Origin of the sequence: Mesorhizobium sp. B3-2-1 (assembly GCF_006439515.1) — a bacterium.
GTDB lineage: Bacteria > Pseudomonadota > Alphaproteobacteria > Rhizobiales > Rhizobiaceae > Mesorhizobium.
On record NZ_VFTI01000001.1, the window covers coordinates 275,225 to 300,107 of the forward strand.

A 24,883-nucleotide genomic window follows, 5' to 3' on the forward strand; every position below is an offset into this window, starting at 1 on the left:
CGCATGAAGATCACCTCGCTCACCACCTACATCGTTCCGCCACGCTGGCTGTTTCTGAAGATCGAGACCGATGCAGGCGTTACCGGCTGGGGAGAGCCGGTGGTCGAAGGCAGGGCGCTGACCGTCGAGGCGGCGGTCAAGGAGCTTGGTGATTATCTCATCGGCAAAGACCCGCGCCTGATCGAGGATCACTGGACGGTGATGCATCGCGGCGGCTTCTACCGCGGCGGGCCGATCCTGATGAGCGCCATTGCCGGCATCGACCAGGCGCTGTGGGACATCAAGGGCAAGGCGCTCGGCGTGCCCGTGCATGAACTGCTCGGCGGCAAGTTGCGTGACACCATCAAGGTTTATTCCTGGATCGGCGGCGACCGGCCGGCCGAGGTTGCCGCCGGCGCCAGGGAAATGGTGGCGCGCGGCTTCCTGGCACTCAAAATGAACGGCACCGAGGAACTGCAGATCGTCGACAGCCACGACAAGATCGACGCGGCAGTGGAGCGCGTCGCCATGGTTCGTGAAGCCGTCGGATCCGGCATTGGCATTGCCGTCGATTTCCACGGCCGCGTGCATCGGCCGATGGCGCGCATCCTGGTCAAGGAGCTTGAGCCCTACAGGCTGATGTTCATCGAGGAGCCGGTGCTCAGCGAAAGCCGCGAGGCGCTGAAGGAGATCGCCGCCCTTGGCTCGACGCCGATCGCGCTCGGCGAGCGCCTCTACAGCCGCTGGGACTTCAAGTCCGTGTTCGAGGAAGCCATAGTCGACATCATCCAGCCCGACTTGTCGCATGCCGGCGGCATCACCGAATGCCGCAAGATCGCGGCCATGGCGGAGGCCTATGACGTGGCGGTGGCACCGCACTGCCCGCTCGGTCCGATCGCGCTGGCCGCATGCCTGCAACTTGATGCGGTCAGCTACAACTGCTTCATCCAGGAGCAAAGCCTCGGTATCCACTACAACGCCGCCAATGACCTGCTCGACTACGCCGCCAACAAGGATGTCTTCCGCTACGAGGATGGCTATGTCGCCATTCCCGATGGCCCGGGCCTCGGTGTCGAGATCGACGAGGACTACGTCAAGGAGCGCGGCAAGGAAGGACATCGCTGGCGTAACCCGATCTGGCGCCACAGGGACGGCTCCTTCGCCGAGTGGTGACTTGGCTGAGCGGCAGCCTTCACAGAATTCCTCCTTCAAATACGAGCTTGCCAAAACTGCCCGACCGGGAGGTCAAGTTCGACCGTCGAGTGGGTGATCTCCAACTCGGCCGTAATGGCCTTCGACGAAAAAAGACGCGTCAACACGACTCTCCCCAGCGTGTCGCTGCGCAAGGCATCCCTTGCCCGGCTGCCGATCAGAACTGCATCCGGCATGATCAGCCATGCGCCCGCCCGGGCGTAAAAACCGGCGAGCGGCGGATCACAGGTAAAGACACCGAAATCGATCCCGCTCTGTTCCATCCAGTGTGGCGGCGCAAGGTGCGCCGGCGGTGGATCGGCTCAATCGAGTCGGGGGGCGCCGTCGATTGCCGGCATCCGAGTGGCGCGGGCCATCTTCAATCGCCGCGAACGCCAGGACAGCATCGTCGGCAGGACCGCCACCGCCGCCGCCATGACCCACAATACGATGCAGATGGTGCTGGAGAAGAGGATCGACAGCTCGCCGCCGCTGATCGCAAGCGCGTTGCGCAGATTGATTTCCATGACATGGCCGAGCACGAAGCCGAGGATGATCGGTGCCATGTCGAAGCCCGCCTTACGCAGCAGCCAGCCGACCATGCCGATGCCGAGCATCAGGAAGATCGCGAAGACGGAGGCGTGGGTCGAATAGACGCCGACGATCGACAGGACCAGAATGCCGGGAACCAGAAGCCAGTTCGGAACGGTCAGCACGCGGGCGAAGATATTGACCAGCGGAAGATTGAGCAGCAGCAGCAGAAAGTTGCCTATGAACAGCGAAGCGACCAGGCCACCGACGATCTCCGGCCGCTCTGTAAGGAGCATCGGCCCCGGCTGGATGTTGTAGAGCATCAAGGCGCCAAGCATGACGGCAGTGGTGCCGGAGCCTGGAATCCCGAGGGTCAGCATCGGCACGAAGGCGCCGCAGGCGGTGGCGTTGTTGGCCGCTTCCGGCGCCGCCAACCCACGCACGTCACCCTTGCCGAAGGTGTCCTCGGTGTCCGACAGGCGCTTCTCGGTGGTGTAGGCGATGGCGCTGGAAACGGAAGCACCGGTGCCGGGCAGCACGCCGACGACGAAGCCGATGACCGAGCTGCGCAGCATGGTGCCCGTGCATCTCGCGACATCGGCAGCGCGCACCGTCATGCGTCCGAGTTCGCGGATCACGGTGAAGCCGCGGCCCTGGTGCTCGAGGATGACCAGCGCTTCCGAGATCGAAAACAGGCCGATCACCAGCACCACGAATTCGATGCCGTCGCCGAGTTCGGGTTGATTGAAAGTGAAGCGGTAGGCGCCCGACGTGGCGTCGAGGCCGACGGTGGCGAGCATCAGGCCGAGCGTGCAGCCGATCAGCGTCTTGACCGGCTGGCTGCCGACCATCGAGCCGAGGGTGGCAAAAGCAAAGACCATCAGCACGAAATATTCGGCCGGGCCGAAGCCGATCGCCAGGCGGGCGAGAACCGGCGCGAACAGCGCAAGGCCGATGGAGCCGAAAATGCCGCCGACGAAGGACGAGATGCCGGACAGCGTCAAAGCCTCGCCGGCCCGTCCCTGCCGCGCCATCGGATAGCCGTCGAGCGCCGTCATCACGGCGCCGGCATCGCCCGGCACATTGAGCAGGATCGACGAAATGCGACCGCCATATTCGGCGCCGCAATAGATGGCCGACAAAAGGATCATCGTGCTTTCAGCGGGAAGGCCCATCGTGTAGGCGATCGGCAGCAACAGGGCGATGCCGTTGATAGGGCCGATGGCGGGAAGCGCACCGACAAGTGTGCCGATGAAACAGCCGATCAGGCCGACGAGAAGGTTCTGACCGGTCAGGGCGACGGTAAACCCATGCCAGAGATAATCGAGATTCATGATGTTTGCCTTTCCCGCAAGGAGCGGCCGATCCGCGATCAGCCGAACAGTGTGCCCGTGGGCAGATAGACTTGCAGCAGGTAGGAGAAGATGAACCACCACAGCGCCGCATGGCCGGCCGCGCCGGCCGCCGCGTAACCGAGCGGCGCGCCGAAGATCAGGCCCGTGCCGAGGGTCAGCAGGAAGATGGAGATCGCGAAACCCGCCGTCTCGAAGACCGCGACGCAGAAGACCAGCACCAGAGGGATGGCGAGCACCCGCCACAAAAGCCGTCCGGATGGAAACGCCTCGGCGGTGCCGGGCGAGCGCACATAGAACACGCACAGCAGTCCGAGAATGAGGGCCAGGGCCACCGGCACCACGCGAGGCCCGAGCGGGTCGGACGAGAAGGCGTATTCGATGCTGGCGCCGCCGACGCCATAGGCAACGGCCAGGCCGAACAGACACAATGCCGAAATTCGGCCGATCACAAGAGCAGTTCTGGCATTGTCGGACATTGCGGGCCTCCGTCAGTCCGTTTGAAACTCATTCGTCCAGAAGTCGGCAGCGGACCTTCCAATCCGGGGAGGGTCCGCTGCCTTTTGAGGGAATTACATCCCAGCTTCCTTGGCGAGTTGCTTGAAGCGCACGACGTCGGCCTTGACGCGCTCCTCGAACGGCTTGCCTACCATGGTGAATTCGAACAGGCCGCGCTCCTCACGCTCCTTGGCGAATTCAGGGGTCTTGCTGGCAGCCTCGAAGGCTTTCACCCACCAGTCGAAATCGGCGTCGGAGACATCCTTGCCGACGTAGTAACCGCGCCAGATCGGCCAATCGATGTCAAAGCCCTGTTCATGCGCGGTTGGAACGTCGGCCAATGCGCCCGTCAGCCGCTGCGGTGCCATGACGGCAAGGATGCGGATCTTGCCGGCGACATGATGCTTGACCATTTCGGCGGCGTCGCCCGATCCAACCTGGACGTGCCCGCCTTCGAGCGCAGTCAGCACGGCGCCACCGCCTTCGAGGGCCGCGTAGTGCATCTGCTTGGGCTCCTGGCCCGCGGCCTTGGCGAGAAGCGAGGCCTTCATCCAGTCCTGCGAACCGACGGCGCCACCGCCGGCGATGGCAAAGGAAGACGGATCGGCCTTGTAGGCGTCGACGAGATCCTTGAGCGTCTTGTAGGGCGAGTCGGCATTCACGACGAGAACCCCGTAATCCGCGCCAAGCGCGCCGAGCCACCGTACGGCGTTCTCGTCATACTGGCCGAATTTGCCCTGGGCGATCAGCAGCGCCGAGCCCGACGAAGCGGCGGTGATGAGATTGCCGTCCTTGGCGCGCTTGGCAATGACATGGTTGTAGGCAACCGCGCCTACCCCGCCTTCCATGTAGGTCACGGCCATCGGCTGTGAAATCTGCTTGGTGGTGAGTAACGCGTTGGCGGCGAGCCGGCAGGTGAGATCGAAGCCGCCGCCGGGTTTGGCGCCGGCGAGGCATTCCGGCTTTGCCGGTTGGGCCAGGGCCATGCCGCCCGCGGCCACCGCCACAAGGGCGGCACCGGCCACCATTTTAGTCAGAAATCGGATCATCGTTTTCTCCTCATGGACCTGGAATACCGGGACCGGAAAACCGTCCCGCCAGCGGCGGGCGAGTGCACGAAGCCTCTGGTCGCCGCGGCACCGGCCGCGTTCGATCAAACGTCTCGTCTGTTTTCGGGGCTCTCCTCCCCCGCGCATGTCCGCACACTCCTCGTGCCGCGGACAGACGCAGGTCTGATACACCTCAAAACTGTCACCATGCTGTCATGCCCGCCGGTAGCGGCTTTGGCGCTTGAACGTCGCCGGGTTCAGTGCAAGACGTTGCTGATGCGTATTCTGCTGGTCGAAGACACCCACGATGTCGGCGAGGCCATCGTCCGTCGCTTCGAAGCGGTCGGACACACCGTCGATTGGGAAACACACGGCGATGCAGCGTCGGAGATTCTCGACTTCACTGAATTCGACCTGGTCATTCTCGACGTCATGCTGCCGGGTCTCGACGGCTTCGAGATCCTGCGACGGCTCAGGCAAGGCAGCAATGCCGTACCGGTGCTGATGCTGACCGCGCGCTCGGAAGTCGACGACCGCGTCAGCGCGCTGGATCTCGGCGCCGACGACTATCTGGTCAAGCCGTTCGATTTTCGCGAACTCGAGGCGCGCGCAAGGGTGCTGATGCGCCGGCGTAGCGGCGAGGCGACGAACATGATCGTCTGCGGCGATATCGTGCTCGACCGGGCCAACCGCAGCGTGCGTGTCGGCAAGCGCGAGGTGCAGTTGAAGCGGCGCGAAATCAGCCTTCTCGAAATCCTGGCGGCCAAACCCGGCCGGGTTTTCGGCAAGGACGAATTGCTGGACCAATTGTTCGGATTCGACGAGGCCGCCGGCGCCAACGCGATCGAGCTTTATATCGGTCGCCTGCGCAAGAAACTGGAAGGCGCCAGGGCGCACATCGTCACCGTGCGGCACATCGGCTATAAGCTCGTCTCCGATGCAGGGCAATGAACGCTCCCTCTTCTCGCGGCTGGTGCTGCGCGTCGCGCTGGTGCTGGCGCTGGGCGCGGCCATTCTGGTCAGCGCCGCCTGGTACTATGCGCGTGCCGCCGCCGACGATGCCTATGATCGCCTGCTGCAAGGCGCGGCGTTCCAGATGACCGAGAGCCTGACGGTCGAGGAGGGAACGCTTACCTTCGATCTGCCGCCGTCCGCATTCGAACTGCTCGGCCTGGCCGGGCGGGACCGCATCTTCTATCGGGTGATGGCGCCGTCGGGCCGGACGCTGACCGGCTATGACGATCTTCCGCCCGGGATCGACCTTGGCAAGGTACGGTCAAGCCCGGTGTTCCATTCGGCCGTCTATCGCGGCGTGCCGGTTCGGGTGGCGGTCACCGGTCGCGCACTGTCCGATCCGGCGGTGTCCGGATGGGCTCACATCATCATCGCCCAGACCACCGAAGCGCGGGCGGAGCTGGCGTCGCAGCTGACGCTGCGGGCCAGCGTCTTGGTCGCCGTCATGAGCGTTCTGGCACTGGCCGGCTCGGCCTTGGCGGTGCGCTATTCGCTGCGTCCGGTGGCCGATCTTGGCGAGGCGCTGCGCTCGCGCGATCCGCAAGACCTGACGCCGCTTGCCGTGGCGGTGCCGCGCGAGCTATCGCCCTTCGTCGCTTCAATCAACCATTTCATGAACCGGCTCGACGACCGGATGAAGCTGCTGCAGCGCTTCGTCGCCGACAGTGCCCATCAGCTCCGCACACCGCTTACCGCGCTGTCGGCACAGGTGAGCCTGATCAATGACGAACGCCTGTCCGAAGGCGACCGCCGCCATCTGACAAGGGTGCGCGACCGCACGGCGGAGCTGTCGCGCTTCACCAATCAGCTGCTCAGCCACGCGATGGTCATACACCGGTTCGATTCGGCGCAACTGGCGCCGGTCGATCTGACCGAAGCGGCGCGCAAGGCCTTTCGTGCCGCCGTTCCGATCACCATAGATCCGGACATCGTCGTTTCCTTCGAGGCCCCGGACGAGGAGGTGACCGTTCTCGGCGATGCGCTCAGCCTGCGCGAGGCGATCGTCAACGTCATCGACAATGCCTTGCGCCATGGGACCATCTCCCGGCTCGAAGTGCGCGTCGCCACCGGCAATGGGCTGGCGATGGTCGCCGTTGAGGATGACGGGCCAGGTCTGTCGGCGGCGGACTTCGACCATCTGACCAGGCGGTTCACCTCCACAAAAAGCGGCGAGGGCAGCGCGGGGCTTGGTTTCGCCATCGCTTCCGAGGTCGCGGCCGCTCTCGGCGGCGCGCTTCGCTTTCGCGAGAAGAACGGTGCACACGGTTTCACCGTGGTGCTGGAATTGCCGCTTCACGCGCAGGAGAGGTCATGAGAGCGACCCTGGCCACGCTGTGCGCCCTGGCCCTGCTGCTGTTTGCCGGCGTCGCCAGCGCCGTCGAAGGTGACCGGGTGTTCTTCAAGTCGAAACAGGCGCAGTCGGCCGTGCTGACTATCCATGCAGCGACCGATCTCGACGCGATGCGGCCGCTCGTCCTCGACTTCCAGCAAATCGCGCCCGGCGTGTCGGTGGAGTTCTCCGACTACGTCACCAACGACCTGTTCCGCGAGGCGGAGCAGGCGTGCCGCCAGGGCAGCGGGCCGGGCGACATCCTTTTGTCGTCGTCGGTGGATCAACTGGTGAAACTGGCTAATGACGGCTGCGCCCTGCAGCATGTCTCGCCCGAAGCGCGATCGGCGCCGGCCTGGGCCGACTGGCGCGAGGAGGTATACGGCTTCACCTTCGAGCCGGCCGTCATCGTCTACGATTCCACGAAAGTGCCGCCCGGGGACGTCCCGCATACGCATGACGAACTGGCCGATCTACTGCGCCGCGAGCCCGAGGTCTACCGCGGCCGCATCGGCACCTACGATATCGCCGCCTCCGGCATCGGCTATCTGCTGGCCTTCAACGACGCGCGCCAGGCGCCGACGATCTACGGGCGGCTGCTGGAAAGCTTCAGCCGGGCGGAAGCGGTCAAACGTTGCTGCAACGCCGAGGTTCTCGGCGAAGTCGCCAGCGGCAACATTCGTATCGCCTACAACATTCTGGGGTCCTACGCCTATGCCGCCTACCGCAAGAACCCCAACCTGAAGATCGTCGTGCCGCGCGACTACGCGCTGATCCTGTCCAGGGGCGTGATGATCCCAACGACCACCGGCAACCGCGATCTCGCGGCGCGGTTTCTCGACTATCTGCTGTCCGAGCGCGGCCAGCGCGTCGCCCGCGAGCAGGCGTTTTTCTTCTCGGAGAAATCGCCCTTGCCCGACGGTGTCGACGGGCCGGCGGCACTGATGGAATCGGGCATAGGACGGCCCATTCGCATCGGTCCCGCCCTGCTTGCCGCCCAAGACAAGATCCTGCGCGAGCGCTTCATCGCCGACTGGGCGAGCCTGGTCGCCAAGCCTTCGCGCTGACTTCTATGCCAGTCGCGCGGCTCAGGTGCACCGACTATTCAAGGTCATCCGAACCTGTCGCATCGGCGCCGGATAATGACGCCTTCGCCGCAGCAACTGCCGATACCAATTCAACGGCGATGAAAAACCTTGCGTTGATTGCAGCTTCTGTCTCAAGCGCGCCGCCTCGTGCAAGCGCTGCGGCTTCAGCCAGATGAGCACCGGCGACAACGTTGGCCAAGGCACGCTGGAATGGCACGGCAACCGCGAGTGACAATGAACTACCGGGCGCATCGCAGAGCATTTTCGCCAAATCCACCGTGTCAGCTACAGCCTCCATGGCCGGCAAACAGCTTTCGAAGGCGGACAATGTCCTGCGACAAGATTCCAAAATCTGAGACAGCGTCTCACCGCCCCCAAGGAGCAGTTTGCGCGTGACGAGGTCGATAGCCTGGATGCCATTCGTGCCTTCGTAGATCGGAAGAATGCGCGCATCGCGGTAGTATTGCGCCACACCGGTCTCCTCGACGTAGCCCATGCCGCCGTGAACCTGGATTGCGGTCGAGGTCACGTCCACCGCGATATCCGTCGAGTACGCCTTGGCCAAAGGCGTCAGCAACGAAGCTCGCGCATAGGCGCGGTGCCTTTCGTTTTCTGTCGGCGCGTTCACGCTTGAATCGAGCGCGGAAGCCGTCGCCATGCACAGCATGCGCGCCGCGGCCGTCCGGGTTCGCATCTCGAGCAGCATTCGCCTAACATCGGGATGGCGGATGATGGGGCTTGTAGTTCCATCTCTACCCGGGGCGCTGCCCTGGAGACGTTCCCTTGCATAGGCGAAGGCCGCCTGCGTCGCCCGCTCCGCGAGCGCGACACCCTGGGTCCCGACCAGGAGCCGCGCATTGTTCATCATCGTGAACATGCAATTGAGACCGCGATTCTCCTCGCCGATGAGCCAGCCCCTTGCGCCTCCGTTGTCGCCATAAGCCATGGCGCAGGTGGGCGAGCCGTGAATGCCGAGTTTGTGCTCAAGCGAAAGACACCGCAGATCGTTGTGTGAGCCGTCAGGAAGGATCTTCGGAACCAGGAACAGGGAAATGCCGCGCGTGCCCGCGGGCGCATCCTCCAACCGCGCAAGAACCAGATGTACGATATTCGGCGAGCAATCATGCTCGCCATAGGTGATGAAGATCTTGTTGCCGGTAATGCGGTAGCTGCCGTCGCACGTCCGTTTGGCTTTGCAACGAAGATTTGAAAGATCGGAACCGGCCTGTGGCTCCGTCAGGTTCATGGTCCCGGTCCATCCACCGGACACAAGCTTGGGCAGGTAGCGGTCCTTGAGCTCCTGAGAGGCGTGTTCGGAGATGGCTTCGATGGCGCCAGCCGTCAAAAGCGGGCAGAGGGCGAAAGCCATGCAGGACGAATTCCAGAACTCGGTGCAGGCCACGGCCAGCGAGGTCGGAAGCCCCTGGCCGCCATATTCGGTTGGTCCTGTAAGGCTGTTCCAGCCCGCCTCGCACCAGGCCTGGTAGGTTTCGCGCCAGCCCGGCGGCGTGGTCACCTTTCCGCTTTCGTCAAGGGTCGAGGGGGTTCGGTCGCCAACCGGATTCAAGGGCGCGATGCGCTCGCTCGCAAAACGCCCTGCTTCGGAGAGGATGGCCTGGACGTCTTCGGGGGAAAGGTCTCCGCTCTGCGTCGCGGCAAACCGATCGGCAGTCTGCATCGCCAGAAGGATTTCGGGGATGGGCGGATTGTAGGTCATCGCGAACGTCAACTCGTGCCGGGTTCGAGGCGCTTGGTCTTTTTGGAAAAGAACGCCTCCAGCCGATCCCGGATCTCCGGATTGGTCTGAACCGCCATTGCGAGCAGGCCCTCCGCAAACAGGCCGTCCGTGGTGGACATGTCGTTGATGCGGGATATGCCGGTGACGATGGCGAAATTGGTGGTCGGCGGATTACGTGCGACCTGTGCGGCCAATTCTCTGGCACGTGACAATGCTTGCCCTGCCTCCACCACTTCATGGCACAGGCCAAGGTCCAGGCCACGCCGCGCATCGTAGGTGCGGGCCGACAGCATCATATCGACCATGCGCGCCGGGGTAACGATCCGGGCCACGCGCACGGTCGCCCCGCCGCCCGTGAAAATGCCGCGCTGTCCTTCCGGGAGGGCAAAGAAGGTTCCTTCTTCGGCGATGCGTACATGGGCCGCCGCGGCCAGCTCAAGCCCTCCGCCGACGACGGCTCCCTTCAGGGCGGCAATCACCGGGATTCCGCTGAACTGAATGATATCGAAAGCACGGTGCCATTTCTGGCACATGGTCATGAACTCGATCGGAGACCGGTCCTTGTCATAGTGCTCGCGAAGATCCAGCCCAGCGCAGAAGTGGTCGCCCTTGGCCGCAAGCACGAAGGATCGCGTGCCCTCCGGCGGCGCGCGAAACACGTTTTCGATTTCCAGCAGCATATCTTCGCTGATCGCGTTGCGCCGGTCCTCGCGCACCAGCGTTACAATCGTTACCGGGCCGTCCGTCTCGATGGTGATGTAGTTCGGTTTCGTCATGGTGTTGTCTTCACTTTTTCAGGCAGTTTGTATTTTTCGATCTTTCCCGTTGAGGTCTTGGGCAAGCTCCCGAAGACGTAGCTCTTGGGAACCTTGAAGCCGGAAAGATGCTGGCGGCAAAATTGGTTCAACTCGTCAGCAGTGACGCTCTCCCCCGGCTTCAATTCCACGAAGGCACAGGGCGTTTCGCCCCACTTGGCATCCGGCTTGGCCACGACAGCGGCGGCACTGACGGCGGGGTGGCGATACAAGGCGGATTCCACTTCGATCGAGGAAATGTTCTCCCCGCCGGAGATAATGATGTCCTTGTAGCGATCGCGTATTTCGAGGAAGCCGTCTGGATGTTGCACGGCGACGTCGCCGCTATGAAACTCGTCGCCGGCAAAGGCGGCTTCCGTAGCCGCTTCATCCTTGTGATAGCCTTTCATGATCGTGTTGCCGCGCAACACGATCTCACCCATCGCGGTCCCGTCCTTCGGCAGGCGTTTTCCCGATGCGACATCCCGGATCTCGGCAGTCTCCATCATCGGGAAACGCACGCCCTGGCGTGCCTTGATCGTCGCGCGCCGCGCGACGTCCATTTCGTTCCACTCTTCCTCCCAAATGGACTGAACGACGTGGCCGTAGGTTTCCGTGAGGCCGTAGACCTGCATGACATCGAAGCCCAATGCCTCGACTTTCTCGAGGATCGCCGCTGGCGGAGGCGCCCCCGCCGTCATCACGCGCACCTTGTGAGGAAGCACCGGCCGTTCTGCTTCCGCGGCCTCGACCAGCATGCCCAGCACGATCGGCGCACCGCCGAAATGCGTGACGCCGAATGAGCCGATGGCATCGTAAACGGCCTTGGCCGATATCTGCCGGCAGCAGACGATTGTCGCAGCGAGCGCGGTCATGGTCCACGCATGGCCCCAGCCATTGCAGTGGAACATGGGCACTGTGTAGAGATAGGTCGGATGACCCGATAGGCCCCAGCCGGCGATGGTACCGAGCGCCATCAGGTAGGCGCCACGGTGATGGTAGAGCACCCCCTTCGGCCTGCCACTGGTACCGGACGTATAGTTGAGGCACAGCGTCTGCCACTCGTCGGTCGGGAACACCGGGGGGAACTCGGCGGGCGCTGATCGAACCAGATCCGAATGGCGCTGGCTGCCTGGCAGGGCATCCCCCGGCCCGCCGAGATCGATGATGACGGGTCGGCCGCACTTGGTGCGCTGCAACGCCTCCTCAGCCATCGATGCGAACTGCCTGTCCAGCATCAGGACCCGGGTTTCCGCATGGTCCAGGATATAGGCCACCGTGTCGGCATCAAGGCGGATGTTAATGGTGTTAAGAACGGCGCCGGCCATTGCGACAGCAAACTGCGCCTCGAACATCTCCGCCGTATTCGGAGCAAGCACGGAAACCACGTCACCCTGCTTGACACCGATATCCATGAGGGCGGCGGCCAGAGCTTCGCAGCGTTGGCGCACCTCCTGCCAGGTGAAGCGTCGATCCTCATCGATAAGCGCCAATCGGTCTGGATAGAGTTCGGCCGTTCGCCCCAGAAATGAAAGGGGCGTCAGCGGGACATAATTGGCGGGCCTTGGTCGGAGATAGGGTGCTTCGGCGCTCATAGGAATGGGAGCTCCACAAGCCGCGCAGCGGTCGGACCGCCGGGGCGGTGAACGATGACAGTCTCGCCTGCCTTCATGTCCGCGGAGATAAGGGCGTATCCGATGTTCGCCTTCATGCGAGGCGACCATGTGCAATTGGTCATCACACCGACCATGGAGCCGTCGCGCGTGATGTCCTCGCGTTTCGTGCCGAGCGGTGCCGCCGTTGCACCGTCGAGCACGAGACCCAGTTGGTGCCGCTTCGGCCCCTCGGCCTTGATCCTGCGTAGCGCCTCAATGCCGACGACATCGTCCGGAACATCGAGGTCCACATATTTGCCCAGCCGAACTTCGAAGGGATTGGTGTCCTCGTCGGTGTCACCGCCGACGGAAACCAGCCCGCTCTCCGTGCGCTCGGCCGTCGCCGGCGCCCCCGGTCCGATCCCCCAGGGTTTGCCTGCCTCCTTGAAGATGTTCCAGAGCTTCGTGCCCTTCGTGCCATCCTTCAGGTAGATCTCAAACCCGCCCTGCTTGGACCACCCCGACCGCTGCACGGCGACTGGAATGCCTTCAATCTCGGTTTCCTTGAACCAGAAGTACTTGAGCGTGCGTACCCAATCGCCGACGACGTGGGCCACCACGTCTTCGGCCTTGGGTCCCTGAAGAGCCATTGGAGAGACGTCGGGTTCGCTGATATCGACCTTTAGACCACGCTCCGCCGCGACGGCGCTTGCCCACAGCCACATGTCGCAGTCCGCGATTGAAAACCAGAAGAGATCGTCGGCGTGCTTTAACAGGATAGGGTCATTGATGATCGTGCCGCGATGATTACAAAGCGGCACATATTTGCCCTGGCCGACCTTGCAAGTGGAGAGATCGCGCGGCGACAGGATCTGCGCAAGCCGGCCGGCGTCCTGTCCCTTGAGCTGCACTTGGCGTTCCACGCCCACATCCCATTGTGAAACCCCGTTGATGAGGCGCCAGTATTCGCCCTCGGGATCGCCGTAGGACGTCGGCATGATCATTCGGTTGTAGACGTTCGCGGCCACCATGCCCTCCGCCACCGCGGCCTCGAAAAAGGGGGACGGTCGAACACGTGCCGTCGGTGAAAATGAAAACATCGAGGTCTCCTGTTGCGTCCCGACGGGCACGGGATTCCGATTGCAGGTTCTTGCGGTTACGCTGCCCTCGCGGCCGCGATATCTTGACAGAAATGTGCCGCCCAGAGAACGGCCGTCAGTTCAACCTATGTCATCAGCCGGAGTCACGATCGCGCGCAAAAGCTGTCGCAGGCTGATCTGGCCGACCGGCGTTCCGGCTTCGTCCATCACGGTGAGATGCTCACAGCAATGCTGCATCAGCACATTCGCGGCGGCTTCAAGCGTCGTTTGCCTTGGCACGGTAGCCAATGACCGATCCTCCGGATTGAACGGCGCCATGGCTGCCTCGACATAGACGACGCGGCCCCGGCTGACCTCCTTGACGAACGCCTTGACGTAGTCGTCTGCGGGTCGCAGGACGATGTCTTGGCTGGTGCCCTGTTGCACCACTTCCCCGTCGCGCAGAATGGCGATTCGGTCGCCTAGCCGAAGGGCCTCGTCGAGATCGTGGGTGATGAAGACGATGGTTTTCCTGATTTCCTTCTGGATATCGAGCAGCACCGTCTGCATGTCCGTGCGAATGAGAGGATCGAGCGCCGAAAACGCCTCGTCCATCAGCAGGATCGGAGCATCATTTGCGAGCGCCCGAGCAAGCCCAACACGCTGCTGCATGCCCCCGGACAATTGGTTGGGATAGTGCTTTTCGAAACCGGCAAGACCCACACGGTCGACCCAGCGGGTGGCCGCCTCGACTTGCCGGCGTCGCGGCACGCCTTGTATCTCCAGGCCGTAGACAACGTTTTCCAGCACGTTGCGGTGCGGTAGCAGCGCAAACTTCTGAAACACCATCGCCGTCTTATGCCGCCTGAACTCGCGCAGTTCATGAGCCCCCATTTTCACGACGTCTTCGTCGCCAACCAGGATCTCGCCCGCGGTCGGGTCGACCAGTCTGTTGATGTGGCGGATCAACGTCGATTTGCCGGAGCCGGAAAGGCCCATGATGACCTGTATCGCTCCGGCCGGCATGGTGATGTTGACGTTCCTGAGACCGAGGACGTGGCCGTGGCGCCCGTTCAGTTCGGCTTTGGAAGTCCCCTGCTCCAGCAAGGGGACCATGGCTTTGGCATTCGGTCCGAAAACCTTCCAGAGGTTCCTGATGTCGATCCCGGGCTGGTTCGCTTCAGCCATGGACGATCTCTCGGTGCTTTTGCAGGCGGCTGCCGTATGCCTGGCTGATGCGGTCGAAGATGATGGCGATACCGACAATGGCGAGGCCGTTGAAGACGCCCAGAGTGAAATATTGGTTGGCGATTGCCTTGAGCACCGGTTGGCCTAGCCCCTGCACGCCGATCATCGAAGCAATCACCACCATGGAAAGCGCCATCATGATCGTTTGGTTGACGCCTGCCATGAGCGTGGGCAGCGCAAGCGGAAGCTGGACATTGCGCAGCTTCTGCCAGCTCGACGAGCCGAAGGCATCCGCCGCCTCCAGCACATCCTTGTCGACCATACGGATTCCGAGATTGGTGAGACGTATCATCGGCGGAACAGCGTAGATAACGACCGCAATGACGCCGGGCACGCGGCCGATCCCCAGCAACATGACGACTGGGATCAGATAAACGAAGCTGGGCATTGTCTGCATGACGTCGAGTACCGGATTGACGAAGCGCTGCAACCGGTTCGAACGGGCCATTCCGATCCCGATCGGTATTCCGATCACGATTGCAAGCACGGTGCAGACGAAGATCATCGACACCGTTTTCATCGTGTCGTCCCACATATCGAACCAGCCGATGACCAGAAGCGTCACGACACAGCCTGCGACAATCTTCATGCTGCGACTTGCGATCCAGGCAATGACCGCGACCGCCGCAATCACGACCGGCCATGGGGTTGCGAGGAGCAGGCGTTCAGCCCAAATGAGGAAGCTCTGAAGCGGGTTGAAAAGGCTCTCTATGCTGTCGCCGTAGGCGCGTGTGAATGCACGGAAGCCTTCATCGATATTCTTCTTCAAGAGACGCAGCGTATCTGCGTCCATGGTCGGAAATTTCCAGAACGAATCCATTCCCAGTTTCCCCGTGGAAAAGGCGGGGCGGCGCCAGCTCAGCGATGCCGCCCTCGACCGCTTGCGCGGGCAGTTAGAGGGAGGCCTTGATCTTTTCGGCCACCTCGGGAGAAACCCAGGCTTTCCAGATGTCCTCATCGTTTTTGAGGAAATGCTTGGCGCCGTCCTCGCCGGTCGCCTGATTGTCCGTCATCCAGGCGATCAGCTTGTTGACGGTATCGTTCGACCAAGCGCGCTTGTTCAAATAGTCCATGATTGCCGGACCGGCGCGATCGGCGAAAGTCTTGCTGACAAGCGTCTGCACGTCGTCTGCGGGCCATGCATTCGGCTTTGGGTCGGGGCAGTCGCCGATCGATGTGCAGCGCTTCCATTCAGCTGCATTATAGTCGACCCCATACCCGAGCTTGACCATCGGGTACTTGCCGAGGAGCGAGGTCGGAGCCCAATAGTAGCCGACCCAGGGCTGCTTGGCCTCGTAGGCTTTCGCGATCGAGCCATCGAGCCCGGCCGCGGATCCGGTGTCGATCAGCGTGAAACCGGCTTTCTCTCCACCGAACGCCTTGAAGAGCTGCGTGGTTACGACCGTACCGCCCCAGCCTTGCGGACCATTGTAGACGGCACCCTTGCTCTTGTCCTCCGGAGCGGGAAAGAGTTCGGGATGCTTGAAAAGGTCCGGGATCGTCTTGATGTCAGGATGTGCCTCGGCGACGTATTGCGGAATCCACCAACCTTGGATCGCCCCGTCGGAAAGGATTTTCGATGCAGCTATCGCCTTGCCTCCGTCCAGAGCGCTTTTGACCAGTTCCGGCTGCAGGCTGACCCAGGCCTCGGGAACGATATCCGGTTGCCCCTTGCCGGCGAGCGAGGTCAGGGTTGGCACGGTGTCGCCGGAAACGATTTCAGCGGAACAGCCGTAGCCCTTCTCCAAGATGAATTTGTCGAGACTGGCCGCCACGTCAGCGGATTGCCAGTTCATCGTGGCGATTGTCACTTCGCCGCATCCGGCCGCAAGCGATGCCGATGCCATCGACAGAAGGCCGAGGGTTGTTCCGGCGAGGCATGCAACAATGTGTCTGTATTTCATTTCTTCCTCCCAAGCGGTTGATGCAGACTTCGCTATTTGACGACCACCGCCTCCTCAAACAGCTATCGAGAACAGCGCCAGCTTTCGTCTATGAAAGCCTTCCTCCAAGCCGGCGATGGCCGAGGCCGGGCCAACTCCCATTCCCGTTCTCCCAGACTGTTTTTCTCACCCGGCTTGAGGCATGGACAGGCAGATAAGATTCATCGGTGCATTACTTTTTTTGATGATGGCTGCTAATCTTCACATTGCCGTTCGGCATCGACAGGCAAAATGGCTGCTCCAGAATGCATGATTTACCTCCTTTGAAATCGTTGCGTGTTTTCGAGGCCTGTATCCGGCTCGGGAACTTTACCCGGGCGGCAAGAGAACTGAATGTCGGCCAACCCGCCATCAGTCACCAGATTCATGCTCTGGAAAGAGACCTCAACGTCCAGCTGTTCGAAAGGAAGGGCTCGCTCACGGTGCCAACTGCCGAGGCGCTGTCGTACTACCAGACGATAGCGAACGGCCTCTCGGATATGGCCAGGGCGAGCGCCAAGCTCCGAAGAAATAATCGACAGGATGCCCTGACGCTCGCGACCTATCCGGGCATTGCCATGTTCTGGCTTATGGCGCGTCTGGAGAGAGTCAGGCGCCTCTATCCCGATCTGGCTGTCAGGGTAACGACGGCGGAACGCGATCAAGACATTCCGTTGGAGGAGGTAGACTGCGCTATTCTTTTTGGCAGCGGCGATTGGTCAGGGTACGAAAGCCGCTTGCTGATGCAGGAAATTGTGGTTCCGGTGGCAGCGCCCGCTCTCGCTTCGCGCCTTGCCGGCGTTTCTCGCGCCGAAATGCTCGCTCAGGGGCCTTTGATCCACCTTGAGGATCGAGAACAGCGCTGGTTCACTTGGTCGGACTGGCGGGACCTAAGGTCGCCGGACAGTCAGAGTATCAATGCCGGCATCACAGTGACCAACCATGGCATTGCCATTCATCAGACTTTGATGGGGTACGGAATTGGGCTGGGCTGGAGCGGCGTGATCGACGAGATGATCGCGAATGGGCTTCTGATTGCAATGGATCCAGAACCGATCTCATCCGAACGAGGGTATTTCTTGGTCGCACGGCAGGATTTTCTGGATAGCAAGATCGGAAGGCTTGTGATCCAGTCCTTGGTCGATAATAAGAAGACGACATCGCAGGGCAACTCATTGTGAAGTTCGTGTCTGTTTGTAAGCTGCCATCGCCGCTTTTCACTTGGCGGCGTAATGGTATCGAGCCGCCTGTTCGATGACCTTCGCCGATCAAACCATCCGAGTGCGGCGTTCATTCACGGGCATAGCGATCCGCAATATTGAGCTATTGGAAGACGGATTGCTTGAGCGCGCGCGAGATCGCGCCCTATTTTCAGATTGCGACCCCTTGAAGATATCCCGTCAGTCGGAGAGCTCCGCGACGCCTACAGCATGTCGCGGCGAATAGGATTCGCCCGACCTGCTGTAAGCTTCTGACTTTATGCATGTCGTTATCCCGGAACCGAGGACACTTCCGGGCGACATGCATTAACAAGCGTAGGGAGGAGGGCCCCGTTAGAGCGGGGTGATTACCACGCTGTAGTCGAGCCGCAGGCCTCGTGGCAGGGCTTGGATGGGATGTCGGCCAGGGACATCGTGGAGTTCAGTCGCAGTCTCCGCGACGCGCTCGAACCGTCTGCAATCCAGTTCATCCTGAAGACGAGAGGATACGCGGCGTGCACCACGCCATCTGGTGCGACAGGCCCTCGAGTAGCAAGGCCGACGGCCGCGGCGCGGTATCTTACGGCGACAAGGCGATCGACCGTTCGTCAGGCGGCACCGGCACTTCGGCTCGCATGGCGCAACTTCATGGGAAAGGCCGGCTGAAGGTCGGCGACACCTTCCGCCAGGAAAAACGTCCCGAAACTTCTGCATTCCCCGGCCCTGTAGCCATGCTGTCGGTCTCATCCCCAGCCTCCTTTGGCTGGCGATAAAACCGGACAACTCATGTGCTACCTAATCCGGACAACTCATGTGCTTACGACATGTGGCCACGGGACGACTTGACGGACTCACCGGTAGGTTTAATTTGGTGATCGTTCTCATGTGCCTAGCCGTCCTTCCCTGTGGCTTGGTTGCATCAACGGCGGTGATTCGGGAAAATCACCGCCGTTTGCATTCAGATAGAAAACCCAGCTAGCAACCCTAAATTTCCTTTGGTGCGCGGTTCCGTTCCACTACCGCCAGCAGATTGTACAGATGGTTTTCAATGAGCAGCAGGGTTGCGGGCTTCCCGCATACCACAGCAGCCATAGCGAAGCCGCCCATCAGTCCCAAGACGGTTCCAAAATGGTGCCGCAATGTGACAAGCTGGCGTGCCGCTTTGAATGGCACCTGGGCCATGACCATGCTGGAAGACAAACCGATCCGCCAGAGATAGTCTCAACTCCATACTGCGACACTCGCGCCCGCGATTGCTACCAACCACGATTTAATCAGCTTGCGCTAAAGTGGCTCCGAGGCATGGCTGTTTTCGCTCCCGTTTGGATCAAACCGTACGTTGAATACCGTTGAGGCCCTCGCTCGGAAGGAGCTGTTTAGTCCCGGCATCGGCAAGCGCTCCACGCCATCCTTTCTACTTTGGAGCAAATGGCAGACCAACTATTTCGTTGATGCGCTTTTGCATCGGAGTGGACGACGGGTCGATGCCTTTGCCGAGCCTGTCGAACTGCTTCTTCTAGGTGCCTGAAGTGGTCTGGCCTAAGTCGCCCATCGGCTGCTTAAGATTGCGCTTTATGGTGGAGAGGTCGGTGCTTATCCAGATTAGGAGGTTGTCTGTCTTATCCCCCATCACCTCAACGGCCATCCTGCTCGAGCAGGCCGGTCCATGCCGCTTTGTTCGACATGGCGCGGATAGGCCTTCGTGCGGCAAGCAGGGCTGGCGCGACGTAAGGATCCGAGAAGTCGTAGCGCGCCGCGTACCGCGGCCCCGCAATCCTGCTAGCGAAACTTCGCATTTCCGGACACTTCAAATAGTCAGCGATACGCCGCCGCCCAGCCGCGGGCACGGCACGGGCGAGAGCTTAGGCCATGATGCGCGCGCTGATGGTTGTGACCGCGTTGATAACAGCTGCTGGTTGGCGGCCACCACGGCGCCCATCTCGACACTGCCGGCAGGCGCTCGGCGTGGTGCAAGGATGTCCCCATCCACTTCTTCGTCGGCGGCGCCGAGGACTGCTTTCGGCACCATGGTCGATCTGCCGGCCCAACTAGAAGGCCACAGCGATCGACAAGCAACTGGTCTTGCACACGCCCACCTGCGGGCGGTGCGTTGTCAGCGCTGGCATCCACTCGATTCTTGCTGAAATTCCGGCTAGCTTGGGCGACAGATGGCTCAGTTCTGGTCGGTGAATCACAATCAGACCGCCCGTCAAGACATTGATGGGCAGCACCTTTGGTCCCCCAAGACCGAGAGCAATGGCGCGCGAAATGAGTTCCACAACAATATGGGCCGTGCGCCGCCGGGCGACCGATCAATTGGCTATATGGGCAGGATAGCGGATTTCGCCTTCACCGCTCCGAACCAATGGAGTTCGGAGACACCGGAACTTTTTGGAATCAAGAGGGATGATTTCTGCCGATCTTTTGGATACCATATGCCCCTTCGATCCTTCCCAAAACGACAACAAGGTGTCTCGGCCCGCTCCCGCCGAGGCGATATTCGCCAATCCAACAAGTTTCGGACTAAGACAATCGGAAAGCCTGTCTGAAAGGCATTCCACAGAAGTAATACGTATTAAAAATGGCGGCTCATTTTTCAAAACCACGATGGTTTCGAAGCCGGCGCGTCGCTCACGGTCCTCAAGGCGAGAATTCTAAGAGACGTTCAACAATGACCCAGCACGCAGAAAATGCTCGAATTCTTATGTACAGCCACGACACGTTCGGGCTCGGTCACTTGCAGCGCTGCCGGACGATCGCGCATTCGCTGGTCGAGGATTTTCGCGGACTTCAGGTGCTTATCATTTCGGGTGCGCCTATCGCTGGCGCCTTCGACTACCGCGCCCGTGTCGACTTCGTGAAGATCCCCAGCGTCATCAAGCTGCGCAACGGCGAATACACCTCGCTGGAAAAGGATATCGATCTGCATGAGACGCTAAGGATGCGCCAGTCAATCATCCGCCACACAGCCGAGACCTTCCGGCCGGATATCCTCATCGTCGACAAGGAACCGCTCGGCCTGCGTGGTGAGATTGAGGATACGCTGTCCTACCTCAAGACACGGGGCACCACGCTCGTGCTGGGCCTGCGCGAGGTGATGGACGCGCCGCATCTGCTCGAAGCAGAGTGGGCACGCAGGGATGTGATGCGCAAGATCGGCCTGTTCTACGACAAGGTCTGGGTCTACGGGCCGCCGGATTTCTATGATCCATTGACCGGCCTGGATGTGCCGCCGGCTGTCAGAGCAAAGATGAAGTTCGTGGGTTTCCTGCAACGGAGCCTGCAGAAGAACGAGTTGCCGGGCCACCGGCCCGAGGGCGACTATATCCTCGTTACGACCGGTGGCGGCGGTGACGGCGGTGAGTTGATTCACGACGTCATCGATGCCTATCAGCAGGATCCGCAATTGCAGCATAGGGCGCTGATCGTGCTTGGGCCTTACATGCCGGCCCGCAAGCGCAACAAGCTGCTCAAGAAGGGGTCCAAGATCCCGTATATCAAGATCATCGAGTTCGACAACCGCATGGAAGAGCTGATTGCCGGCGCCAAGGCGGTGGTGGCGATGGGCGGTTACAACACCTATTGCGAGATACTGTCTTTCGACAAGCCGGCGCTGATCGTGCCGCGCATTAAGCCCCGCGAGGAACAACTGATTCGTGCACGGCGCGCCGCCCAACTCGGCCTCATCGAGATGCTTTTGCCGGAAGAAGCAGAGGATTCTCGGCGGTTTGCCAATGCACTGGAAGTGCTGCCAAACCGGCCCCGCCCATCGCAGAGCAATCCGCATCTGACGCTGGAAGGGCTGCCTCATATTTCCGAAATCGTCGCGGAACTGCTCGACCGGCGGGCCGGCCATCACCTTTCGGTCATTGAAGGCATGAGCTGAGTTGCAACATCGCAAGATCGTCGTGGTTCTGAAGGGCTATCCGCGGCTGTCGGAAACCTTCATCGCGCAGGAACTGCTCGGTCTAGAGCGTTCGGGGTTCGACCTGATACTTGTCGCGCTCAGGCGGCCGACCGACGCAAGACGCCACCCCGTGCATGACGAGATCAAAGCGCCCGTCCATTATCTGCCGGAATATCTGCATCAAGAGCCGCTGCGCGTGGTCCGCTCGCTGTTTGCTTATCTGCTGCGGCCGGGCTTCTGGCGCGCGCTCGGATCGCTAGCTGCCGATATCCCCCGCGACTTTACGCGCAGTCGCGTCCGCCGCTTCGGGCAAGCGCTCGTGCTGGCGGCCGAATGGCCGGAAGACGCGGGGTGGTTGCATGCACATTTCGCGCACACGCCGGCATCGGTGACGCGCTATGCCAGCCAGCTTCGTGGCCTGCCCTGGAGCTGCTCGGCCCATGCCAAGGACATCTGGACTTCGGCAGACTGGGATCTGGCTGGCAAGCTTTCCTCGGCGCGCTGGACGGTCACTTGCACGAAAACCGGGTTCGATCGTCTGAAACAACTCGCTAACGGCAACGCGCGTGTGCATCTTAGTTATCATGGGCTCGACCTTGATCGCTTCGGCAGTTTCGGCGAGGTGCGAAAACAGCATGACGGCTCGGCGCCGGACAAACCGGTTATCGTTCTGAGTGTCGGGCGCGCCGTCGAAAAGAAAGGTTACGATACCTTGCTGGAGGCCCTTGCCCTCTTGCCTGGCGATTTGGCCTGGCGTTTCGAGCATATCGGCGACGGCGAGGAACTGGAACGGCTCAAGGCGCTGGCGCAAAAGCTCGGCCTCGATGATCGCGTCTCTTGGAAAGGCGCGCTTGCGCAGGAGCAGGTGCTTGAGCACTACCGCTGCGCCGACATCTTCGCCCTGGCCTGCAGGATCACGGCAAATGGCGACCGGGACGGTCTGCCAAATGTTCTTGTGGAGGCAGCTAGCCAGCGGCTTGCCTGCGTGTCCACCGATGTTTCTGGTGTGCCGGAGCTTATATCGCCGGATGAAACCGGGCTGCTGGTACCGACCGGTAGCCCAATTGCCCTGGCACAAGCGCTGGAGCGCCTGATCCGTGATCCCGTGCTGCGCGCCCGCCTCGGCGACGCCGCAGAGCGGCATGTGCGCGGCAATTTCGATCATATGGCGAGCATTGGACAGCTCAAGGAACTGTTCGAGCGCGAGTGGCGGGCCGCCGATTGAAGCAGCTGCGTGCCTTCCTCTATGTCCAGCACCTGCTCGGTATCGGCCATCTCGCACGCACCAGCCGCGTTGCGGCGGCTCTGGTCGATGACGGGTTTGACGTAACCGTCGTGACCGGCGGAGCTCCGGTCGCGGGGTTTCCGGGACTGGGAGTAAAATCTGTCACCCTGCCACCTGTTACCTCCGGCGATGAAGTATTTTCCGGACTTGTCGACCTGCAGGGCAAACCCATCGACGATGATTTCAAGAAACGGCGTTCGGAGATGCTGCTGCAGGCATTCCGGGATTGCGGGCCTGATATCGTCATTGTCGAGGCGTTTCCATTTGGACGTCGGCAGATGCGTTTCGAACTCTTGCCGCTGATCGAGGCCATCGACGCAATGTCGCCCAGACCGCTGCTGGCGACGTCCGTCCGTGATATCCTTCAGGAGCGCGTCAAGCCGGGCCGAAATGAGGAAACGGTTGATCTTGTCAATAGGCATTTCGATCTGGTTATGGTCCACGGCGACCCGGCTTTCGCAACCATCGACAAGACATTTCCCCTGGCCGGGGCGATCAAGGCCGAGGTCACCTACACGGGGCTCGTTGCCGCGCCGTCGTCGCCCGCGGCCTCCGAGCGCTTCGACGTTCTGGTGTCAGTTGGCGGCGGAGCTGCCGGAAAGAGCCTTGTCAGCTCCACCATCGCAGCGGCGCGGAGTGCCAACAACGGTTGGAAATGGTGTTTGATCACCGGCCCAAACCTGCCGAAAGACGAGTTTGACGCGATCGCACGCGATGTCACGCCGGGCCTGTCTATCTTCCGGTTCCGCGAAGATTTCGCCAGCCTGCTGACCGGCGCCCGCCTGTCAGTCTCGCAGGCTGGTTACAACACGGTCTGCGATGTCCTGCGCGCGGGTTGTCGCTCCCTGCTCGTCCCATTTGCAACCGGCGGGGAAACAGAACAAACGGTTCGCGCCCTGAGGCTAGAAGAACTCGGTCTTGCGACGGTTGTGATGGAAAGGGACCTAACGCCTGAAGGCTTGGCGCAAGCGATCAAAGAGGCGCTTGTGGCACCGAGACCATCCGCGCATCGTCTCGATCTGGAAGGCGCCCGCCACTCGGCGCAAATCCTGCGCGAGCGGTATCGAACATGGCCCGTAAAAAGGGGACCGGATTTCGGAAAAGTACATGATCAAACGGACGATGCATCCTAGAACGGTTTATCGTTTCACGGAAACGCAGAACCGCTCTATCTCGTGCGACGCGGTTCAAGCCGTTGTTTTTATGTATGTCGTAGTCCCAAAACCGCTACGCAATTTTTGGGCGAAATGCATTAGACAGTTCCGATCAGCATGAAGCGCGTATAATTTTTTGTCGGCAGTTCGCCGGAGAACCGCACCTCCCGTAGCGCCGCCATTGCTTCGAAGGCTGCCAGCGAAGCCACGCAGTTGACGTGCGTCGGCTCGCTGAAATAATCGTTCGATTGCAGCAGAACATTCGTTCCCAGCGGAAGCAGAGCAAGCCAGGCGCGCAGATCGGCTATATGTTCGCAGCTCGTATTGACCGTCAGGTCGGGCCGCTCGGCCGCATAGTCGAGTGCATACATATCTGCCGTCAGCGCCCGGAACCGGTCGCCGGCTTCCCGATTGAGGGTCCGGGCGACGGGCGCGACTTCGGGATCGATGTCGATGCTATCGACCGCCGCGATGTCGAAGCGGGCATCGTTGAAAAGCATTGCCGGCAACACGCCATACCAACCACCCAGAACCCATATGCGCCCGAACCGGCCGCCGCAGCTTTCGAACAGCCTATCGAGCGCCCACATCTTGCAGGCGACCTGTTTGTGATTGAAGGCGTTGGCGATATCGGCGTTCGGGTGCTTGGCGATGACGCGCGCCAGCCCTGCCACGAGAGGGTTTTTGACATAGGCCGCAATTCCTCGGGTGAGGTCCAAGGCTTGCTCGTGCCCGTCCATGCCGGCATTGCGCGGTTGCGTGACATCCATCATATTCGCCTTGTATGTTGGGATTTCGGGCGACACAACGCAATCTTGCTGAGCGCAGCACTACTTCCGTGCACTGCAGCTTCGAGCTTGTCATTGGCGACGAAGAAATTGCCGATACGCCATTCGCCAGCAGGTGCTTTTGCATCCATCCTTCCAACTG

At 61.3% G+C, this 24,883-nt stretch carries 20 protein-coding genes and 1 pseudogene; 9 read left to right on the forward strand and 12 right to left on the reverse strand.

Annotation, left to right across the window (positions count from 1 at the left end):
- The first annotated feature begins 3 nt into the window (after nucleotides 1–3).
- Nucleotides 4–1,152: a galactonate dehydratase gene (gene dgoD, locus FJW08_RS01365; protein ID WP_140808284.1), complete on the forward strand. Its 1,149-nt coding sequence runs from the start codon at nucleotides 4–6 to the stop codon at nucleotides 1,150–1,152.
- A gap of 35 nt (nucleotides 1,153–1,187) precedes the next feature.
- On the opposite strand, the gene FJW08_RS01370 is transcribed toward dgoD, so the two are convergent.
- The 4 genes from FJW08_RS01370 to FJW08_RS01385 form a co-directional block, all read right to left on the reverse strand.
- Entirely contained in the window at nucleotides 1,188–1,454 is a 267-nt protein-coding gene (locus FJW08_RS01370) for a hypothetical protein (protein ID WP_210241171.1), read from the reverse strand.
- A 39-nt stretch (nucleotides 1,455–1,493) separates the two neighbouring features.
- Nucleotides 1,494–3,035 carry a tripartite tricarboxylate transporter permease gene (locus tag FJW08_RS01375; protein WP_140808286.1) on the reverse strand — a complete coding sequence of 514 codons (1,542 nt, stop codon included), beginning with the start codon at nucleotides 3,033–3,035 and terminating at the stop codon, nucleotides 1,494–1,496.
- A 38-nt stretch (nucleotides 3,036–3,073) separates the two neighbouring features.
- Nucleotides 3,074–3,532: a tripartite tricarboxylate transporter TctB family protein gene (locus tag FJW08_RS01380; RefSeq protein ID WP_140808288.1), complete on the reverse strand. Its 459-nt coding sequence runs from the start codon at nucleotides 3,530–3,532 to the stop codon at nucleotides 3,074–3,076.
- Between the two features lie 93 nt (nucleotides 3,533–3,625).
- A complete protein-coding gene (locus FJW08_RS01385; protein ID WP_140756822.1) occupies nucleotides 3,626–4,600 on the reverse strand; it encodes a tripartite tricarboxylate transporter substrate-binding protein in 975 nt (324 codons plus the stop codon).
- Between the two features lie 276 nt (nucleotides 4,601–4,876).
- Between FJW08_RS01385 and FJW08_RS01390 the strand changes: the two genes are divergently transcribed.
- From FJW08_RS01390 to FJW08_RS01400, 3 genes are read left to right on the forward strand one after another with little or no spacing between them, the layout of a single operon-like run.
- On the forward strand, nucleotides 4,877–5,551 hold the full coding sequence (locus tag FJW08_RS01390) for a response regulator transcription factor (protein WP_140808290.1): 675 nt from the start codon (nucleotides 4,877–4,879) through the stop codon (nucleotides 5,549–5,551).
- Nucleotides 5,538–6,929 carry a sensor histidine kinase gene (locus tag FJW08_RS01395; RefSeq protein ID WP_140808292.1) on the forward strand — a complete coding sequence of 464 codons (1,392 nt, stop codon included), beginning with the start codon at nucleotides 5,538–5,540 and terminating at the stop codon, nucleotides 6,927–6,929. The genes FJW08_RS01390 and FJW08_RS01395 overlap by 14 nt, the downstream gene beginning before the upstream one ends.
- Nucleotides 6,926–8,011: an ABC transporter substrate-binding protein gene (locus tag FJW08_RS01400; protein WP_140808293.1), complete on the forward strand. Its 1,086-nt coding sequence runs from the start codon at nucleotides 6,926–6,928 to the stop codon at nucleotides 8,009–8,011. Before FJW08_RS01395 ends, FJW08_RS01400 begins: the two co-directional genes overlap by 4 nt.
- 34 nt (nucleotides 8,012–8,045) lie before the next feature.
- On the opposite strand, the gene FJW08_RS01405 is transcribed toward FJW08_RS01400, so the two are convergent.
- From FJW08_RS01405 to FJW08_RS01435, 7 genes are all read right to left on the reverse strand, one after another.
- A complete protein-coding gene (locus tag FJW08_RS01405) occupies nucleotides 8,046–9,749 on the reverse strand; it encodes an acyl-CoA dehydrogenase family protein (RefSeq protein WP_140808294.1) in 1,704 nt (567 codons plus the stop codon).
- Between the two features lie 8 nt (nucleotides 9,750–9,757).
- Nucleotides 9,758–10,546, reverse strand: coding sequence for a crotonase/enoyl-CoA hydratase family protein (locus FJW08_RS01410; protein WP_140756812.1), 789 nt, complete (start codon nucleotides 10,544–10,546; stop codon nucleotides 9,758–9,760).
- Nucleotides 10,543–12,159: an AMP-binding protein gene (locus FJW08_RS01415; protein ID WP_140808405.1), complete on the reverse strand. Its 1,617-nt coding sequence runs from the start codon at nucleotides 12,157–12,159 to the stop codon at nucleotides 10,543–10,545. The genes FJW08_RS01410 and FJW08_RS01415 overlap by 4 nt, the downstream gene beginning before the upstream one ends.
- The gene (locus FJW08_RS01420; protein WP_140808296.1) at nucleotides 12,156–13,259 is read right to left on the reverse strand and encodes a glycine cleavage T C-terminal barrel domain-containing protein; all 1,104 of its coding nucleotides are present in this window, start codon (nucleotides 13,257–13,259) and stop codon (nucleotides 12,156–12,158) included. Before FJW08_RS01420 ends, FJW08_RS01415 begins: the two co-directional genes overlap by 4 nt.
- A gap of 120 nt (nucleotides 13,260–13,379) precedes the next feature.
- Nucleotides 13,380–14,426, reverse strand: coding sequence for a glycine betaine/L-proline ABC transporter ATP-binding protein (locus FJW08_RS01425; RefSeq protein ID WP_140808297.1), 1,047 nt, complete (start codon nucleotides 14,424–14,426; stop codon nucleotides 13,380–13,382).
- Nucleotides 14,419–15,306, reverse strand: a complete 888-nt coding sequence (locus FJW08_RS01430) for a proline/glycine betaine ABC transporter permease (RefSeq protein WP_140808299.1) — start codon at nucleotides 15,304–15,306, stop codon at nucleotides 14,419–14,421. Before FJW08_RS01430 ends, FJW08_RS01425 begins: the two co-directional genes overlap by 8 nt.
- Before the next feature lie 73 nt (nucleotides 15,307–15,379).
- Nucleotides 15,380–16,333: an ABC transporter substrate-binding protein gene (locus tag FJW08_RS01435; protein WP_140808407.1), complete on the reverse strand. Its 954-nt coding sequence runs from the start codon at nucleotides 16,331–16,333 to the stop codon at nucleotides 15,380–15,382.
- A gap of 341 nt (nucleotides 16,334–16,674) precedes the next feature.
- Between FJW08_RS01435 and FJW08_RS01440 the strand changes: the two genes are divergently transcribed.
- From FJW08_RS01440 to FJW08_RS01465, 5 genes and pseudogenes are all read left to right on the forward strand, one after another.
- A complete protein-coding gene (locus FJW08_RS01440; RefSeq protein ID WP_140808301.1) occupies nucleotides 16,675–17,589 on the forward strand; it encodes a LysR substrate-binding domain-containing protein in 915 nt (304 codons plus the stop codon).
- A gap of 381 nt (nucleotides 17,590–17,970) precedes the next feature.
- Nucleotides 17,971–18,299: pseudogene (locus tag FJW08_RS01450) on the forward strand (proline racemase family protein); the annotation flags it as partial.
- 1,979 nt (nucleotides 18,300–20,278) lie between these two features.
- On the forward strand, nucleotides 20,279–21,493 hold the full coding sequence (locus FJW08_RS01455) for a glycosyltransferase family protein (RefSeq protein ID WP_140808302.1): 1,215 nt from the start codon (nucleotides 20,279–20,281) through the stop codon (nucleotides 21,491–21,493).
- Nucleotide 21,494: 1 nt separating this feature from the next.
- Entirely contained in the window at nucleotides 21,495–22,739 is a 1,245-nt protein-coding gene (locus FJW08_RS01460) for a glycosyltransferase (protein WP_140808304.1), read from the forward strand.
- Nucleotides 22,736–23,932 (forward strand): glycosyltransferase family protein, encoded by a 1,197-nt coding sequence (locus tag FJW08_RS01465; protein ID WP_140756792.1) that lies wholly within the window; start codon nucleotides 22,736–22,738, stop codon nucleotides 23,930–23,932. The genes FJW08_RS01460 and FJW08_RS01465 overlap by 4 nt, the downstream gene beginning before the upstream one ends.
- Nucleotides 23,933–24,051: 119 nt before the next feature.
- Here the strand turns inward: FJW08_RS01465 and FJW08_RS01470 are convergent, their stop codons facing one another.
- On the reverse strand, nucleotides 24,052–24,723 hold the full coding sequence (locus FJW08_RS01470) for a class I SAM-dependent methyltransferase (RefSeq protein ID WP_140808305.1): 672 nt from the start codon (nucleotides 24,721–24,723) through the stop codon (nucleotides 24,052–24,054).
- Between the last annotated feature and the right edge of the window lie 160 nt (nucleotides 24,724–24,883).

Excerpts from the sequence above, each read along its gene's own strand:
- dgoD (WP_140808284.1), top strand. The coding sequence starts at position 4 with ATGAAGATCACCTCGCTCACCACCTACATCGTTCCGCCACGCTGGCTG.
- FJW08_RS01370 (WP_210241171.1), bottom strand. The coding sequence starts at position 1,454 with ATGGAACAGAGCGGGATCGATTTCGGTGTCTTTACCTGTGATCCGCCG.
- FJW08_RS01375 (WP_140808286.1), bottom strand. The coding sequence starts at position 3,035 with ATGAATCTCGATTATCTCTGGCATGGGTTTACCGTCGCCCTGACCGGT.
- FJW08_RS01380 (WP_140808288.1), bottom strand. The coding sequence starts at position 3,532 with ATGTCCGACAATGCCAGAACTGCTCTTGTGATCGGCCGAATTTCGGCA.
- FJW08_RS01385 (WP_140756822.1), bottom strand. The coding sequence starts at position 4,600 with ATGATCCGATTTCTGACTAAAATGGTGGCCGGTGCCGCCCTTGTGGCG.
- FJW08_RS01390 (WP_140808290.1), top strand. The coding sequence starts at position 4,877 with ATGCGTATTCTGCTGGTCGAAGACACCCACGATGTCGGCGAGGCCATC.
- FJW08_RS01395 (WP_140808292.1), top strand. The coding sequence starts at position 5,538 with ATGCAGGGCAATGAACGCTCCCTCTTCTCGCGGCTGGTGCTGCGCGTC.
- FJW08_RS01400 (WP_140808293.1), top strand. The coding sequence starts at position 6,926 with ATGAGAGCGACCCTGGCCACGCTGTGCGCCCTGGCCCTGCTGCTGTTT.
- FJW08_RS01405 (WP_140808294.1), bottom strand. The coding sequence starts at position 9,749 with ATGACCTACAATCCGCCCATCCCCGAAATCCTTCTGGCGATGCAGACT.
- FJW08_RS01410 (WP_140756812.1), bottom strand. The coding sequence starts at position 10,546 with ATGACGAAACCGAACTACATCACCATCGAGACGGACGGCCCGGTAACG.
- FJW08_RS01415 (WP_140808405.1), bottom strand. The coding sequence starts at position 12,159 with ATGAGCGCCGAAGCACCCTATCTCCGACCAAGGCCCGCCAATTATGTC.
- FJW08_RS01420 (WP_140808296.1), bottom strand. The coding sequence starts at position 13,259 with ATGTTTTCATTTTCACCGACGGCACGTGTTCGACCGTCCCCCTTTTTC.
- FJW08_RS01425 (WP_140808297.1), bottom strand. The coding sequence starts at position 14,426 with ATGGCTGAAGCGAACCAGCCCGGGATCGACATCAGGAACCTCTGGAAG.
- FJW08_RS01430 (WP_140808299.1), bottom strand. The coding sequence starts at position 15,306 with ATGGATTCGTTCTGGAAATTTCCGACCATGGACGCAGATACGCTGCGT.
- FJW08_RS01435 (WP_140808407.1), bottom strand. The coding sequence starts at position 16,333 with ATGGCATCGGCATCGCTTGCGGCCGGATGCGGCGAAGTGACAATCGCC.
- FJW08_RS01440 (WP_140808301.1), top strand. The coding sequence starts at position 16,675 with ATGCATGATTTACCTCCTTTGAAATCGTTGCGTGTTTTCGAGGCCTGT.
- FJW08_RS01455 (WP_140808302.1), top strand. The coding sequence starts at position 20,279 with ATGACCCAGCACGCAGAAAATGCTCGAATTCTTATGTACAGCCACGAC.
- FJW08_RS01470 (WP_140808305.1), bottom strand. The coding sequence starts at position 24,723 with ATGGATGTCACGCAACCGCGCAATGCCGGCATGGACGGGCACGAGCAA.